Source organism: Actinokineospora terrae, from assembly GCF_900111175.1.
GTDB classification, from domain to species: domain Bacteria; phylum Actinomycetota; class Actinomycetes; order Mycobacteriales; family Pseudonocardiaceae; genus Actinokineospora; species Actinokineospora terrae.
This window is the reverse complement of sequence record NZ_FOGI01000009.1, coordinates 208824-223627: the sequence shown is the minus strand read 5'-3', so window position 1 is coordinate 223627 and position 14804 is coordinate 208824. Positions and strand designations below refer to the sequence as shown.

The window sequence follows — 14804 nt, the reverse complement described above, 5'->3', positions numbered from 1 at the left end:
CGCTGTGCTGGTGGGGTGACGGCTCGACTGCTGGTCTCGCTGTCCGGGATCGACGCCCGGACCCTGCACCACTGCGCCGATCTCGCCGAGCACCTGGGCAGGCGCGGGGTGCCACTGTCCCTGTTGGTAGCCCCTCGACTGGCCGGTGCGGCCGTGGACTGGGTCCGCACCCGCCGCCTCGCGGGCGACGACGTCCTGCTGCACGGCTTCGACCACACCCGGGAACCGCGTGGTCGCACCGTGTCGATGCGCCGCCCCGAGTTCGCCTCGTTGCCCGCCCACGAGGCAGGCCTGCGCCTCACCGCGGCGATGTCCGCGATGGAACGCGCGGGCCTGCACACCACCGGGTTCGCCCCGCCGAGGTGGCTGGCGTCCCGCGGTACCTTGATCGCCCTGCAGCGCAAGGACTTCACCCTGTGCGCGGACCTCGCGTCGATCCACGACCTGCGCACCGGCGGGTCGCTGCGGGCCCGGGTGCAGAGTCTTAGCAGCCACGAACGCGCCGAGACCTGGCGCTGTTTCGCCCTGGTCTTGGCCGCTACCCGTGTCGCCCGCCGCGCGGGCGCCCTCCGGCTCGCCATCGACGCGGTAGACCTAGCTCGACCGGCTCACCGCGCGGCCTACTTCGACGCCATCGACTCCGCTTTGGACAATGGCGCGACTCCGACTACCTACCGTGCCGCGACGGCGCTATCCGCGGCCTGAGTTCTTAGGCTGCCTGCGCGTGGCCAGGAGCAGAGTCGCTCCTGTCACCACGAGCAGGCAGCCCAGCCACGCCACCCTGAGTGACCTCAGCCCGGTGTCGGCCAGGGCTTGGCCTATCGCCAGCTCGACGACCACGGGGGTTGTGGACCGCACGATGACCCGGGCAGCCGCGGAGGTGTCGCCGGATGCCGGGTCGACGGCGGTGCAGGAGAAGACGCCGTAGGGCAGCTGGGGCAGGTCGAACGCGCCCGCTGTGGTCGCTGTGGCGGCCATGAGGACGTCGTCGGGGGTGTTGAGGGCCTCGTCCAGCCCGGCCCAGCGGCAGCTCACCTGGGCGCCCGCGACGGGCACCTGAGTGCTGCCGGTGAGGACGGTGCCCCTGATGATGCCCTGGCCCACGCCCGCGAAGTCGACAGCGGTGACGCCGGAGCCAGTGACGACGATCGCGGCGGACCAGTCCGGGTCGGAGGTGTAGGCGAACCCGTCCTTGGGGTAGACGGCCGCGATCGTGTACGCGCCTGGGGGGACGTTGGCGAAGGTGTAGTGGCCGTCTGGTCCGGAGGTGGCGTAAGCGGCGGATTCGGCGATGGCCATCCGCTGGCTGGTGCTGGTCAGGGACACGCGGATGCCGGGTAGTGGCCACTCGTCGGCTTGGAATCGGCCGTCGAAGTTTCGGTCGAACCACACGGCGCCTGCGACTTGGGCGGACGTGGGTGGTTCGGTGGTCGTGGGTGGTTCGGTCGTGGTCGTAGGCGGTTCCGTGGTCGTGGTCGTGGTCGTGGTCGTGGTCGTGGTCGTTGTTGTAGTGGTTGTTGTCGTTGTGGTGGTTGTTGTCGTTGGTGGGGCTGACAGTGGGGTTGTGGTGGAGTCAGTCGCGGTCAAGGGGAGCGCGGTGCCGGGTGCGGTGGCGCTAGCGGTGCCGTAGCTGGACCAGAAGCCCGCCTGGATATCGGTAAGGGTGACAGTGTGCGTACCGGTGCACGGCACTTGTGCGTTCGGTAGCACCGAGGTGGCCGTGCAGCTCAAGACCGTGCTGTCAGTGAGGGTTACGCCTACCGACGACAGTGTGGTGTTGCCGATGTTGTCCACCGTGTAGGTCACGGTGATGTCGTCGTTCAGCAGTGAAGCCGTGGCATTGACGTCCAGCCCGGGCACGCGCGCGAGCGGGATGGTGGTCTCGTCGAAGCCGGACGCCGTGCCGCCTGTGCTGTTCGCCGTGACGTCGATGCGTTTGGTCAGTTGACCCGCGTCGACCTCTGACTGGCTCAGCGTGTGGTTGACGGTGCACACCAGGCTGTCGCCGACCGCGAGCGTGGTGGCGGCGCAAGTCGCACCTGTGGGCGTGATAGCGGTAAGAGCGACATTGCCCGTATTGGCCACGGTCCACGACCAGGCCAGCACATCACCTGCTTGCGGTTGACTTCCCGCGCTGGGTGGTGTCGCAGTCACGCTCAAGGCAGGTAGCACTACCGGCGCCGCGACCGTGATGTCCACACTGGACTGCACCCATAGCTGCGACACGGGGTCGGTCAAGCGGTAGTTGAAGCTGTCCAGCCCGCTGTAACCCGGCGCGGGCGTGTACCGGAAGCCGCTTCCGTCGTAGTCCACGTCGCCTTGGTTCGCGGACGATCGGATGAGCAGCGTGCAGCCAGGGCACGAAACGGTGGCAGGGGGCTGGACCGCGACGTCCTGGTCGATGGTGGTGTTGACCGGGAACGGCGGCGGGGTCACCAGGAGCCGCACGGTCGAGGACACGACCTGGGACCCGTCTCCCGCCGTGTAGCCGAAGGTCGCCAGACCGGCGAAATCAGCGGGCGGAGTCCAGCCGACCGCGTTGCCCTCGTTGATCGAGGTCCCGTACGTGGCCGGGGTGACCGAGGTGATCGTGCAGCCCGCGCACAGGTCGTTCGCGAGCACGTCCAGGCCTGTGACGTTCGCGCCTGCGGCGACGGTAGTCGCGTCGGGCTGAGCGTTGTTGACCTCTACGGTCAGTGTTGCCGTGGTCGTAAGAGCCGTTGCCGGATCGGTCGCGGTGTACTCCACGGTCGCGATACCTGTCCACTGGGTGTTCGGCGTTACCTCTACCTGCCCGGCAACGATGTTCGCGACTACATCGCCCGTCGTCGTGTCCACCGCCAGCGTGCACGCCTTACACGCGTCGTTGGCCAGCACGTCAACGGTGATCGGTACCTCTACCGGCGTGATCGCCGTGTCGTCGTGCGCGACCGGGGACACGGTTACCGTGACCGTCTCCCTCGCGTGGGCACATGTGGCGGGGTCTGTCGCGGTGTAGGTGAAGGAGTCGGTCCCGCTGAACCCGGGCGCGGCGGTGTACCCGACCTGGCCCTGCGCGTCGAACGTGATCGAGCCGTTCAGCGGGTCGCTGGCCACGGTCACCACGCAGCCGGGGCAGGTGTCGTTGGACAGCACCGGGATCGGCGCGAGCTGACCGGAGGCGACGGTGCTCGTGTCGGCGACCAGCACCGGCGGGTTCACAACGGTCACCGTGACGGTGGCGGTCGCCGTGTTGCCGGATCCGTCTTCCGCGTCGTAGGTGAAGGTCGCTGTCCCGGAGCCGGACGGGGTGAAGGTCACGACGTTGCCGTTCTGCTGCAGCGAACCGGATGTCGGTGTGCCCAGGGAGGTGATGGCGCAGTTGGCGCAGAGGTCGTTCGCGAGCGGCACGACGTCGACCGTCTTACCTGTGACCGCGATGGCCGTGTCGGCGACGGCGAGCGGGGTGACGGTGACGGTCACGACGGCGGTGCTGGTGACCGCGCCCTGGCTGAGGGTGTAGGAGAAGGTTGCTTCACCGGAGAGGTCGGGTGCAGGCGTGTATCGGACCATCTGGCCGTTGACCACTGCGGTTCCCGAGTTGGGGCTGCCTGCAACGGACAGCGTGCACGACGCACAGGGGTCGTTGGTGCGCACGGCGATGTCGATAGGTGTGTTCGGGGCGGTGCTATCGACGTCGTTGACCGCCCCACGGACGGTTACGGTCACCGTGGCGTCGTCGCTGACCGATGCCGAGACCGAACTGCTGACGCGGTAGGTGAAGGTGAACGTGCCGATGGCTGACCCAGGTGTGTACGTGTAGGTGCCGTCGTTGTTGAAGACGACTGTGCCGGAGGTGGGGTCGGTCAGCTTGGTGCGTGTGCATGTTGCCGGGCAGACGTCGTTGGTGGACACATCGCCGTTCAGGGTTGCGCCCAACAGAACCGCATCCGAGTCGTCCTGGGCCAACGGGCCAACGGTGACGTCGACGAGCCCGAGGACTCGCAGACCGCTAGCGGGGTCTTCCACCACGTAGGTGTAAGCGTCTACTCCTACATAGCCGACCTCGGGCGTGAAGGTAGACGTACCTGTTGTGGCGTCGATGGTGACCGCGCCGTGCGTGGCAGGAGAATCCAGCGAGTACACGCACCCGGTGCAGGAACCGTCCGCCGGAAGCTGCGCTACGGCAGCTAGACCGTAGGTGGTCTCGAGAACCGTTGTTGGTGGCTCGGTCATGACCGTGACAGGAGTGGACGTACTGCCTGTTGTGGTCCCGTAGGTGAAGCTATCTAGTCCCCATAGACCTGCCGTTGGGGTGTACGTGACGGTTACCGGGCTGGTGCCGAAGTACGTGACTGTCCCCCGGGTGCCGTCTGTGTCAGCTTGTGGCTCGCAGCCGCCCACGCATCCGGCGTCGTTGTTCTTGACCGGCACCACGACGGGATCGCCGTAAGAGGTCGTCCTGAAGTCCGGTGCTAGATCAGCGACATAGACCGTGACGATGCCGTCGCTGCTGTTTCCCGCGATATCCGTTGCGCTGTAGGTAAAGGTGACCGGCCCTGTCGTGTTGCTCGCCGGGACGTAGGTGAAGGTACCGTCTGACGCCATCGTGGCGCTGCCGGTCGCCGGCGGACTCGTTAGGGACGTGTTCGCCGTGCAAACACCGCAAGCGTCATTGGGCAACACTGAGGTCGCGAAGAGCGTGGTGTTCTCGCCGGTGCTGTAGACGTCTTGGGCCAGGACGGGAGTCACAGTCAGCACTACCGTCGCACTGGCTGATGAATAGCCGTCAGTCGCGGTATAGGTGAAGCTGTCCACGCCTGAAGTACCCGACGCTGATGTATAGGTGATCGAGTTGTCTGCGGCAAGGATCGCGTTGCCCCGGTTCGGCGGGCTGAGCGAGGTGATCGTCAGCGGTAGGCCTGACGGCGAGGAGTCGTTGCCCAGTGCCAACACGCTGACTGAGGTACCTGACGGAGTGGTGGCCGCGTCGTCGACCAAGGTGATGGGCGATGACCCCACGACGGTGACCGTCGTTGTGGCGGGCGCAGAGTCGGTCACGTCAGCCGTGGTGTCGAGCGTCGCCTGCCCGAACCGCGCTGTCGCCGAGTTCGTGTGTGGCCCGGGGGTCGCGCTGAGCTGCGCTGAGTAGGTGAGCTCGGTTGCTCCTGCTGCCGGTACAGCTATCGGGCCTGGGGCGGTCAGCACGCCGTTGTTGACTAGGGGGTCGAGTATCGGTCGACCGTCGAGGGTGAGGCTGCCGGACGAGTACAGAGCATCGGTCGGCAGCACGTCGGACACCCAGTCGACCGTTCGCCTGCTCGCGCTGGAGTTGACCAGGCGCACTGTGTAGGTCGCGGTGCCCCCGGCGCCGGGCAGCACGCCACCCGCAGGTGATGTCACCACTTTCGACACCGTCACCGCGGCCGAGTTCGACACCGTGGGAAGCGAGCTGGCCGCTGAGGACCCTGTGTTCGTGTGCTTTACCTGGGAGTCGTTCGCGACGTACTGGACCGGCCGTACTGACGCGGATACGGTTGTCGGGCCGATCGCGCGGAAGGTGTACCGCGCGGTGTAAGAGCGGGTCGGTCCTGTGGCGCCGGTGAGCGTCAAACCATCCACGTAGGTCTCGGGAGGTGCGACTCCATCAGGGGAGATCACCAGTTCTGTGCGCTCAAGCCGCCATGCGGTGACCGGGAAAGTCGACAGCGCATTGGGGGCGTAAGACAGCACGCCAGGGTCGTTCGCGGGACCTGCGCCGATGGTGCCTGTGTGGCCGTTGACGGTAAGAGTCACCGTGTCGCCCAGCGTGGCCTGACCGGTCGCTGTCGAGGTGACGCCGTCGACCTTGTTGGCCACCAGCTTGATCGTGTCAACGACGTCGGCGTAGGTGAAGGTCCTCTTGCACACGATCACCCCCACGCCTGGTGGGCCGGTGTAGACGGTGACCGTGTGGGACTGCGGGACCGTGGTCGTGGTCGACGCGGTCAACAGCAGGTACCGCGCCACCCCGGCCTCGGTGAGGTCAGGAACCGGGACCGTGGTGGGCTGGTCCGTGGCGGGCGCGACCACCCCGCCGGTGAAGCCGCTCACCCCTAGCCACAACCCGCTGCGCGCGGTCGAAGAGGCGACCCGGTAGCCCGCGTACCCCGACAGCAGTTGCGCGTTGCTGTCGACGTAGAAGTGACTGCTGTGCAGCGCGACAACCGAGGGCGTCCCGGGTCCACCGCACCGAGGTGGGGCTGCCTCAGCCGGTCCACCCAGCCCGGGTACCGCCACCAGCGCCACGAGCAGCACGACCAAGAGGCGGGCGACGGCGCGCCAGGGCTTCCCGTGGCGCATTCGTTCTCCCTCGGAGCGACGACCGGACACCATCCCGCGCTCGCCATCGGCTGACCGGACCGGTCAGCTTGAGCACAAGCACCTGTTCGGTGCCGGTGATCCCACCCGGCGGGTGACGCGGCCGCTACCCAGCGAGGATCTCGGCCTCGTCCTCGGGGGTCAGCCCGGCCTTGCGCTGGCGGTCGACGCCGAGGGTGCGTTCGTGGTCCAGCGCACCCGCGAGCGCGTCGGCCAGCGAACGCGGCGTCAGCCCCGCGGCCAGGGCGGGACCGGCGTCGCGGGAGCCCATGTACTTGTGCGAAGCGGGCAGCCACAACGGCAGCGAGCGGGGGCCGGACCAGGGCGCGACGCCCCGCTCCAGCAGCTCCTCCTCGCTCACCCGCACGAACTCGACGTCCGCCCCCAGGGTGTCGGCCATCGCGGTGAGCAGCGCGGGCAGCGGCGTCGACGGGCCGATGCCGTCGAACACCCCGGTGATCCCCTGCTCGGCGCCGTCGATGATCCACGCGGCCAGGTCCCGCACGTCGACGTACTGGATCTCGTGGTCGACATCGGGCACCACCACCCGCCCACCCCGGACCAGGCGCTGCGGCCAGTAGCCGAACCGGTCGTGCTCGTCACCCGGCCCGGTGATCAGACCCGCGCGCACGATCAACGCCTTGTCACCGACCGCCGCCGTCACCGCCTGCTCGCTGGCCACCTTCACCGAGCCGTACAGGTCGGGGTCGTCCTTCATCGCCTCCCGCGTCCCGTGCACGGCCTTCGGCGGCAACAACCGGTCACCCACCCCGCTCGACGGCGCCCCCGGCTCGGCGTACGCGCTGATCGACGACACGAACGTCCAGTGCCCCACCTCGCCCCCGAACGCCGCCAACGCCCGCCGCACCCACTCGTACGAGATCGTCGCCACGTCCACCACCGCGTCGAACCGCTCCCCCGCCAGCGGCGCCAGCCCGTCCTCCAGGTCCCGGTCAACCCTCACCAGCGCCGTCCCCTCCGGCACCCGCCCGGCCTCCCCCCGCGCCGCGCACACCACCTCGTGCCCGCGCCGCACCCCCTCAGCCGCCACCGAATACCCAACAAACCGCGTGCCGCCCAACACCAGAATCCGCATACCCCACCCTCACCCGCCCCCAGCCTTAATGCCACCCTTCTCGCCACCGGCGAACATCGAACACCCGTTCAGGTAGTCCAGCCGGACTCGACCACCGCCGATCTGTCCAAGGTGACCTTGCACGCCTTCGTCGACGAGTCCCGTCGCAACGACCAGTACCTGATCGCCGCGGCCGTGATCGATCCGCGCAACCTCCGACCCCTGCGGAAGTTGCTCACGGGGATGCTCATGCCCGGGCAGCGCGAATTGCACTTCAAGAAGGAGACCCCGACGCGCCGCAAGGCGATCATCTCCCAGCTCGCCGGGGCAGAGGCGGCCGTTTTCGTCTACATCTCCTCGTGCAAGCGAGGTGAGGAGCGTGCCCGCAGGCAGTCCCTGGCGCAGTTGGTGGACAACCTGGTCGATCTCCAGGTGAGCAGGCTCGTGTTGGACAGCCGTGAGGTGCGCGATGCCGATGACAAGCTGGTCATCCGGCGGGTTCTCGGCGAGCGGTCCGCGGACACCGCCCTGGTCTACGAGCACCTGGACAGCACCCAGGACGCGCTGATGTGGATCGCAGACGCGGCGGCTTGGTGCTACGGGGCAGGTGGCGACTGGCAGCGCCGGATCGGTCCGCTGCTCACCAAGGTGGTCGACCTGCGCGACGTGCACTAGACAGCGCGAAGCCCGGCTGCCGACCGTCCGGACGGGAACCGGGCTCACTTCCCTGGCTTACGGGCCAGAGCTACAACCAGAAGACTAGCCGCGCCCACCCGGCTCGCCAAGTGGCAATCAGCCGGTTCACACGATCGTGGGGGTTGGGTGGGGTGTCGCAGGTCAGCGGGGGCGGTGGGGTGAACTCCCAGGTCAGGTAGGCTTCCGGGGTATTGGCCTCTCGAACTCGAGGAGTAGCCCGCCGTGGCCCGAGTTGTCGTTGACGTCATGCCCAAGCCGGAGATCTTGGACCCTCAGGGTCAGGCGGTGGCCCGCGCGCTGCCCCGGCTCGGGTTCGACGGGGTGTCCGATGTCCGGCAGGGGAAGCACTTCGAGCTCGAGGTCGACGACTCCGTCGACGACGAGACGCTGGCCAGGATCGCCGAGGGCTTCCTGTCCAACCCCGTGGTCGAGGACTTCGTGGTGAGGCGGGTGCAGGCGTGAGGATCGGCGCGGTCACCTTCCCCGGGACACTCGACGACAGCGACACCATCCGGGCGATCACCGCGTCCGGTGCCGAGGCGGTCGCGCTCTGGCACGGTGACGCCGACCTCAAGGGGGTCGACGCGGTCGTCCTGCCGGGCGGGTTCTCCTACGGCGACTACCTGCGCGCCGGTGCCATCGCCCGGTTCGCGCCGGTGATGGGCAAGGTCGTCGACGCGGCGCGCGGTGGGCTGCCGGTGCTGGGCATCTGCAACGGCTTCCAGGTGCTGTGCGAGGCCGGTCTGCTGCCCGGCGCGCTGCTGCGCAACGCGGGCCTGCACTTCGTCTGCCGCGACCAGTGGCTCAAGGTCGAGAACGCGGGCACCGCGTGGACCAGCCGCTACGACGCCGGTGCCGAGATCATCATCCCGATCAAGAACATGGACGGCCGCTTCGCCGCCCCGAAGTCCGTCGTGGACGAGCTGGAGGGCGAGGGCCGGGTGGTGTTCCGCTACGCCGGGCTCAACCCCAACGGCTCCACCGACGACATCGCGGGCATCAGCGACCCGACCGGCCGCATCGTCGGCCTGATGCCGCACCCCGAGCACGCCATCGACGCGCTCACCGGACCGTCCGACGACGGCCTCGGCATGTTCCTGTCCGTCCTCGACTCGGTGGTGGCCGCGTGATCGACACCGTTGACAACGCCAAGGCGACGCCCGAGCAGGAGCAGCCGTTCCGCGAGCTCGGGCTCAAGGACGACGAGTACAGCCGGATCCGCGAGATCCTCGGCCGCCGCCCCACCGACGCCGAGCTGGCCATGTACTCGGTGATGTGGAGCGAGCACTGCTCGTACAAGTCGTCCAAGGTGCACTGGAAGCACTGGTCGGCCAACACCACGCCGGAGATGAAGGCCAAGATGCTGGCCGGGATCGGCGAGAACGCCGGTGTGGTCGACATCGGCGACGGCTGGGCGGTCACCTTCAAGCTCGAGTCGCACAACCACCCGTCCTATGTGGAGCCCTACCAGGGCGCGGCGACCGGTGTCGGCGGCATCGTGCGCGACATCATGGCGATGGGCGCCCGCCCGCTCGCGGTGATGGACCCGCTGCGCTTCGGCGCCCCCGACCACCCCGACACCAAGCGCGTGCTGCCCGGTGTCGTCGCCGGTGTCGGTGGCTACGGCAACTGCCTCGGCCTGCCCAACATCGGTGGCGAGGTCGTGTTCGACGCGTCCTACCAGGGCAACCCGCTGGTCAACGCCCTGTGCGTCGGCGCGATGCGCACCGAGGACCTGCACCTGGCGCACGCGTCGGGCACCGGCAACAAGGTCATCCTGTTCGGCGCGCGCACCGGCCTCGACGGCATCGGCGGCGTGTCTGTGCTGGCCAGCGAGACGTTCTCCGGCGACGAGGGCGGTACGGGACGCAAGAAGCTGCCCGCCGTGCAGGTCGGCGACCCGTTCACCGAGAAGGTGCTCATCGAGTGCTGCCTGGAGCTGTTCGCCGAGGGCATCGTCGTCGGCATCCAGGACCTCGGCGGCGCGGGCCTGTCCTGCGCGACCAGCGAACTGGCCAGCGCGGGCGACGGCGGCATGCTGGTCCAGCTGGACCGGGTTCCGCTGCGCGCCACCGGGATGACGCCCGCCGAGGTGCTCTCCAGCGAGTCGCAGGAGCGGATGTGCGCGGTCGTCGAACCGTCCGATGTGGACGCGTTCATGCGGGTGTGCGCCAAGTGGGACGTGATCGCCACCGAGATCGGCGAGGTCACCGACGGCGACCGGTTGGTCATCACCTGGCACGGTGAGACCGTGGTGGACGTCCCGCCGCGCACCGTCGCGCACGAGGGCCCGATGTACGAGCGGCCCATCGCGCGCCCCGACTACCAGGACGCCTTGCAGGGCAACGGACCCGAGCAGCTCGCCCGTCCGTCCACTCCGGACGAGCTGCGGGCCGAGGTCGTGCGGATGGCGGCCAGCCCGAACCTGGCGTCCCGCCGCTGGGTCACCGAGCAGTACGACCGCTACGTGCGCGGCGGCACGGTCCTCGCGCAGCCGTCGGACTCGGGCATGATCCGCGTCGACGAGCAGACCGGCCGCGGCGTTGCCCTGGCCACCGACTGCAACGGCCGCTTCGTCAAGCTCGACCCGTACACCGGTACCCAGCTGGCCCTGGCCGAGGCGTACCGCAACGTCGCGGTCACCGGCGCCACCCCGCTCGCGGTCACCAACTGCCTCAACTTCGGCTCGCCGGAGGACCCGGCGGTCATGTGGCAGTTCGAGCAGGCCGTGCGCGGTCTCGCCGAGGGCTGCAAGGAACTCGGCATCCCGGTCACCGGCGGCAACGTCAGCTTCTACAACCAGACCGGCACCACCGCCATCCACCCGACCCCGGTGGTCGGCGTCCTCGGCGTCATCGACGACGTCCGCCGCCGCATCCCCACCGGCATCGGCGCGGAGGCGGGCGAGTCCCTGCTCCTGCTCGGCGACACCCGCGACGAGTTCGGCGGCTCGGAGTGGGCGCACGTCGCCCACGGTCACCTCGGCGGCCTCCCGCCGAAGGTCGACCTCGCCCGCGAACGGCTCCTCGGCGAGATCATCCTGGCGGGCTCCCGCGACGGCATGATCTCCGCCGCCCACGACCTGTCCGACGGCGGCCTCGCCCAGACCCTGGTCGAGACCTGCCTCATCGGCGAGGTCGGCGCCCGGATCTTCCTCGACCAGGACCAGGACCCGTTCGTCCAGCTGTTCAGCGAATCCGCGGGCCGAGTCCTGGTCGCGGTCCCCCGCTCCGAGGAACTCCGCTTCACCGAGATGTGCACCGCCCGCGGCCTCCCCTGGCGCCGCACCGGAGTCGTGGACCCAGACTCCCAATCCCTGGAAATCCAAGGCGTCGGCGACCTCCCCCTCGCAGAACTCCGCGAGGCCTGGGAAGGCACCCTGCCCGCTCTGTTCGGCTGATCTGAGGCAAAGGTGCGGCACCGGCTCACCGCCGGGGCCGCACCTTTGTCCATTCCGGACCCCGGGCAGGCGCTACTTCTCCAGCCAGCGTTCGATTTCCTCGGGGCGGCCGGGTTTGGCGAAGAGCCAGCCCTGGGCGCTGTCGCAGCCGAATTCTCGGAGGCGGTCGGCTTGTTCGGGGTCTTCGACGCCCTCGGCTATGACTACGTGGCCCAGGGCGTGGGAGAGGGCTACCAGGGTGGTGACGATCTGGGCGTCGGCGGGGTCGGCGGTGGGGGAATCGCGGAGGCCTTCCATGAAGGAGCCTGCGAGCTTGATGGCGTGGACCGGCAGGTGCCGCAGGTAGGCCAGGTTCGAGTAGCCGGTGCCGAAGTCGTCGATGGCGATGCGGATGCCCAGGTCGGCCAGGTCGCGCAGGGTGCGCAGCGGGCCGCCGGTGGTGTTCATGATGGCGCTCTCGGTGAGTTCCAGCTGGATCGTCGAGGGCGGCACGTTGGCGGCCTTGATGATGGTGGCGACGTCGGCGACCAGGGTGGGTTCCTCGGTCTGGCGGGCGGCGAGGTTGACGCTGACCATCGGGGCGCGGTCGCCGTAGGCGTCGTGCCAGCGGCGGGCCTGGCGGGTGGCCTCGCGCAGCACCCACCGTCCCAAGGGGACGATCAGGCCGGTTTCCTCGGCCAGGCCGATGAACTGGTCCGGGCCGAGCCTGCCGAACTCCGGGTGCGCCCAGCGCACCAGCGCCTCGACGCCGATCAGGTGGCCGTCGCTGAGCCGCACGATCGGCTGGTAGTCCACATAGAACTCTTCGCTCTCCACCGCGGCGGGCATCCTGGCCGACAGCGTGAAGCGGGCCACCTCGCGGGCGTTGCGGTCCGGGTCGTAAGCGGCCCAGCGGTTCTTGCCGTCCGCCTTCGCCCAGTACAGGGTCACGTCGGCGTCGCGCATGGTCTCCGCCGGGGTCGCGTCGACCACGGACCGCTCGACCAGGCCGATGCTGGCCGACACCGCGAGCCGGTGCCCGCCGATCGGGAACGGTTCGGCGAGGGCGGCCAGGATCCGGTCGGCGAGGTCGACCAGCTCGGCGCGGCCGGAGCTGCGCTCGACCAGCACCACGAACTCGTCGCCGCCCATCCTGGCCACGATCCGGCCGGGCGCGGTGACCAGCCGGTCCAGCCTGGCCGCCACCGCCACCAGCAGCTCGTCGCCGATGTCGTGGCCCAGGCTGTCGTTGATGACCTTGAAGCCGTCCAGGTCCAGGTAGCAGACGCCGACCCTGGTGTCGTCGTCGCAGCCGAACGCGGTGGTGAGCCGCTCGGTGAACCTGGCCCGGTTGCCCAGGCCGGTCAACGGGTCGTGGTTGGCCTGGTGGCGCAGCCGCTCCTCGAGCAGGTGCCGGTCGGTGATGTCCTCGATCATGCCGACCAGGTACTGCGGCTCGCCGGTCTCGGTGCGCACCAGTGACACGGTGACGTCGGTCCACAGCGGCTTGCCGTCGGAGCGGCGCAGCAGCCGCTCCATCCGGTAGTGGTCGCGCGCGCCGGAGCTGACCTCGTCGAACGGCCTGCGCATGGCGGCAGGCTCGTCCGGGAAGCGCAGGTCGTCGACGTTCATCCCGCGCAGCTCGTCGACCCGGTAGCCGAGCATGTCGGCCAGCGCGGTGTTGACCTCCAGCAGGGTCCCGTCCGCGTCCCCGATCGCGATGCCCACGGCCGCCTGGTTGAACATGGCCCGGAACCGGTTCTCGCTGGCCAGCAGCGCCGACTCGGCACCGCGGCGGGCCTCCAGCGCGGCCCTGCGGATGGTCTCCTGGTCCCGGAAGATCTTCTCCTGCATCGCGGTGGCGAACCCGGCGGCGAACGCCCCCTGCACGGCGGGCAACAGCTCGGCCCGCAGTTCACCCGCCCCAGTGACCCGCAACAGGTCGGTACCGAGCAGCTGCAGTGACGCTCGGAGCGTCTCCGGTCCGGCCAGCCGCATGCCGACCAGCCCGGCGCCGACCCGCTCCACCGGCTCCGGCGCGAACCGGTCCGACCGCAGGCCCGCCAGCAGCACGTCGGTGTACTCGCGCATCTGCTCGACGAGGCCGCGACGATCCATGGCGACGTAGCCCGTCTCGGTGAGCACGGCCGCCCACATGCGCGCGAACGCGTCGGGTCCGCCCACCACTCTCCCTTCCCCGCCCACCGTCAACGCAAAGTCTCACCTGTTCAACGCCAGGTAGCCAGCCCGGATGCGGCCCCAATCGCCCCGGGAGTCCTGAGTTGACATAGCGCACTCGGGCGACTACGGAAAGCGTCCGTTCGGTGTGGACCGTGCGGTTCTTTCCCACCACCCCTGAACGACATCACCCCAGTTCACCCCTGCTCTGGTGAATCCTTCACGCTTAAGCGTGACAAGTGGATGGTTATCCGATCACAATCGACGCACGGGCGGCTACCACGAGTACCCGTTCCGGCTTCCTTGATCATTGTGTGGGCACTCGGAAAGGACGATCAACCATGTCCATTGTCCTCGGGGCCAGATCCGCCGCGGCGGCCGTCCTGTGCGTCGCGGCGACGCTGGTGGCGGCCCTACCCGCCGCGGCAGCACCGGTGCCGACCGACCACCCACTCGGCTCGCAGATCCGCGTGCACGAACCGGTGCAGCGGATGGTCGCCGCGCCGCCGGTCGCCCTGGCCACGGTGTCCGGCATGGACGTTGCGAGCTACCAGGGCAACGTCGACTGGAACTACTGGTGGAGCCAGGGCAAGCGGTTCGTGTACGTCAAGGCGACCGAGGGCACGGGGTATAAGAACCCCTTCTTCACCCAGCAGTACACCGGCTCCTACACCGTCGGCATGATCCGCGGCGCCTACCACTTCGCCCTGCCGGACCGGTCCACCGGCGCCGCGCAGGCCACCTACTTCGCCACCAACGGCGGCGGCTGGTCCCGCGACGGCAAGACCCTGCCGGGCGTCGTCGACCTGGAGTACAACCCGTACGGCGCGACTTGCTACGGCAAGACCCAGGCCGCCATGGCCTCGTGGATCCGCGACTTCACCACCACCTACCGCACCCGCACGGGCCGCGACGCGGTGATCTACACGAGCACCAGCTGGTGGTCCCAGTGCGTCGGCTCCGCGTCCTTCGCCACCGCGAACCCGCTGTGGGTCGCCAGGTATTCCTCGACCGTGGGCACCCTGCCCTACAACTGGCCGTACTGGACCTTCTGGCAGTACACCTCGTCGCCGCTGGACCAGAACTACTTCAACGGCACCACCGACCGGCTCAGGGTGCTCGCGAACGGGTGATGGT

The 14804-nt window shown here is 69.0% G+C and carries 9 protein-coding genes; 6 read left to right on the top strand and 3 right to left on the bottom strand.

The genetic code is table 11. The annotated features are described in order from the left end of the window. Window positions 1-15 precede the first annotated feature (15 nt). The gene (locus BMY07_RS21915; protein ID WP_092781765.1) at window positions 16-705 is read left to right on the top strand and encodes a DUF2334 domain-containing protein; all 690 of its coding nucleotides are present in this window, start codon (window positions 16-18) and stop codon (window positions 703-705) included. Here the strand turns inward: BMY07_RS21915 and BMY07_RS21910 are convergent. Then, the gene (locus BMY07_RS21910; RefSeq protein WP_177215701.1) at window positions 691-6321 is read right to left on the bottom strand and encodes an Ig-like domain-containing protein; all 5631 of its coding nucleotides are present in this window, start codon (window positions 6319-6321) and stop codon (window positions 691-693) included. The two genes, BMY07_RS21915 and BMY07_RS21910, sit on opposite strands and share 15 nt — an antisense overlap. Window positions 6322-6445: 124 nt before the next feature. Further along, on the bottom strand, window positions 6446-7435 hold the full coding sequence (locus tag BMY07_RS21905) for a Rossmann-fold NAD(P)-binding domain-containing protein (RefSeq protein ID WP_143073588.1): 990 nt from the start codon (window positions 7433-7435) through the stop codon (window positions 6446-6448). Window positions 7436-7546: 111 nt separating this feature from the next. Here BMY07_RS21905 and BMY07_RS21900 point away from each other — a divergent pair, with 111 nt between their 5' ends. From BMY07_RS21900 to purL, 4 genes are all read left to right on the top strand, one after another. Then, a complete protein-coding gene (locus tag BMY07_RS21900; protein WP_092781755.1) occupies window positions 7547-8089 on the top strand; it encodes a hypothetical protein in 543 nt (180 codons plus the stop codon). Window positions 8090-8332: 243 nt separating this feature from the next. Next, window positions 8333-8572, top strand: a complete 240-nt coding sequence (purS, locus tag BMY07_RS21895) for a phosphoribosylformylglycinamidine synthase subunit PurS (RefSeq protein ID WP_092781753.1) — start codon at window positions 8333-8335, stop codon at window positions 8570-8572. Beyond that, window positions 8569-9240 (top strand): phosphoribosylformylglycinamidine synthase subunit PurQ, encoded by a 672-nt coding sequence (gene purQ / locus BMY07_RS21890; RefSeq protein WP_092781750.1) that lies wholly within the window; start codon window positions 8569-8571, stop codon window positions 9238-9240. Before purS ends, purQ begins: the two co-directional genes overlap by 4 nt. Further along, on the top strand, window positions 9237-11510 hold the full coding sequence (gene purL, locus BMY07_RS21885; RefSeq protein ID WP_092781747.1) for a phosphoribosylformylglycinamidine synthase subunit PurL: 2274 nt from the start codon (window positions 9237-9239) through the stop codon (window positions 11508-11510). The genes purQ and purL overlap by 4 nt, the downstream gene beginning before the upstream one ends. A 72-nt stretch (window positions 11511-11582) precedes the next feature. On the opposite strand, the gene BMY07_RS21880 is transcribed toward purL, so the two are convergent. Continuing rightward, window positions 11583-13673, bottom strand: coding sequence for a putative bifunctional diguanylate cyclase/phosphodiesterase (locus BMY07_RS21880; RefSeq protein ID WP_245782559.1), 2091 nt, complete (start codon window positions 13671-13673; stop codon window positions 11583-11585). A gap of 335 nt (window positions 13674-14008) precedes the next feature. On the opposite strand from BMY07_RS21880, the gene BMY07_RS21875 reads away from it, so the two are divergent. Beyond that, window positions 14009-14800 carry a lysozyme gene (locus tag BMY07_RS21875; protein WP_092781744.1) on the top strand — a complete coding sequence of 264 codons (792 nt, stop codon included), beginning with the start codon at window positions 14009-14011 and terminating at the stop codon, window positions 14798-14800. Window positions 14801-14804 lie beyond the last annotated feature (4 nt).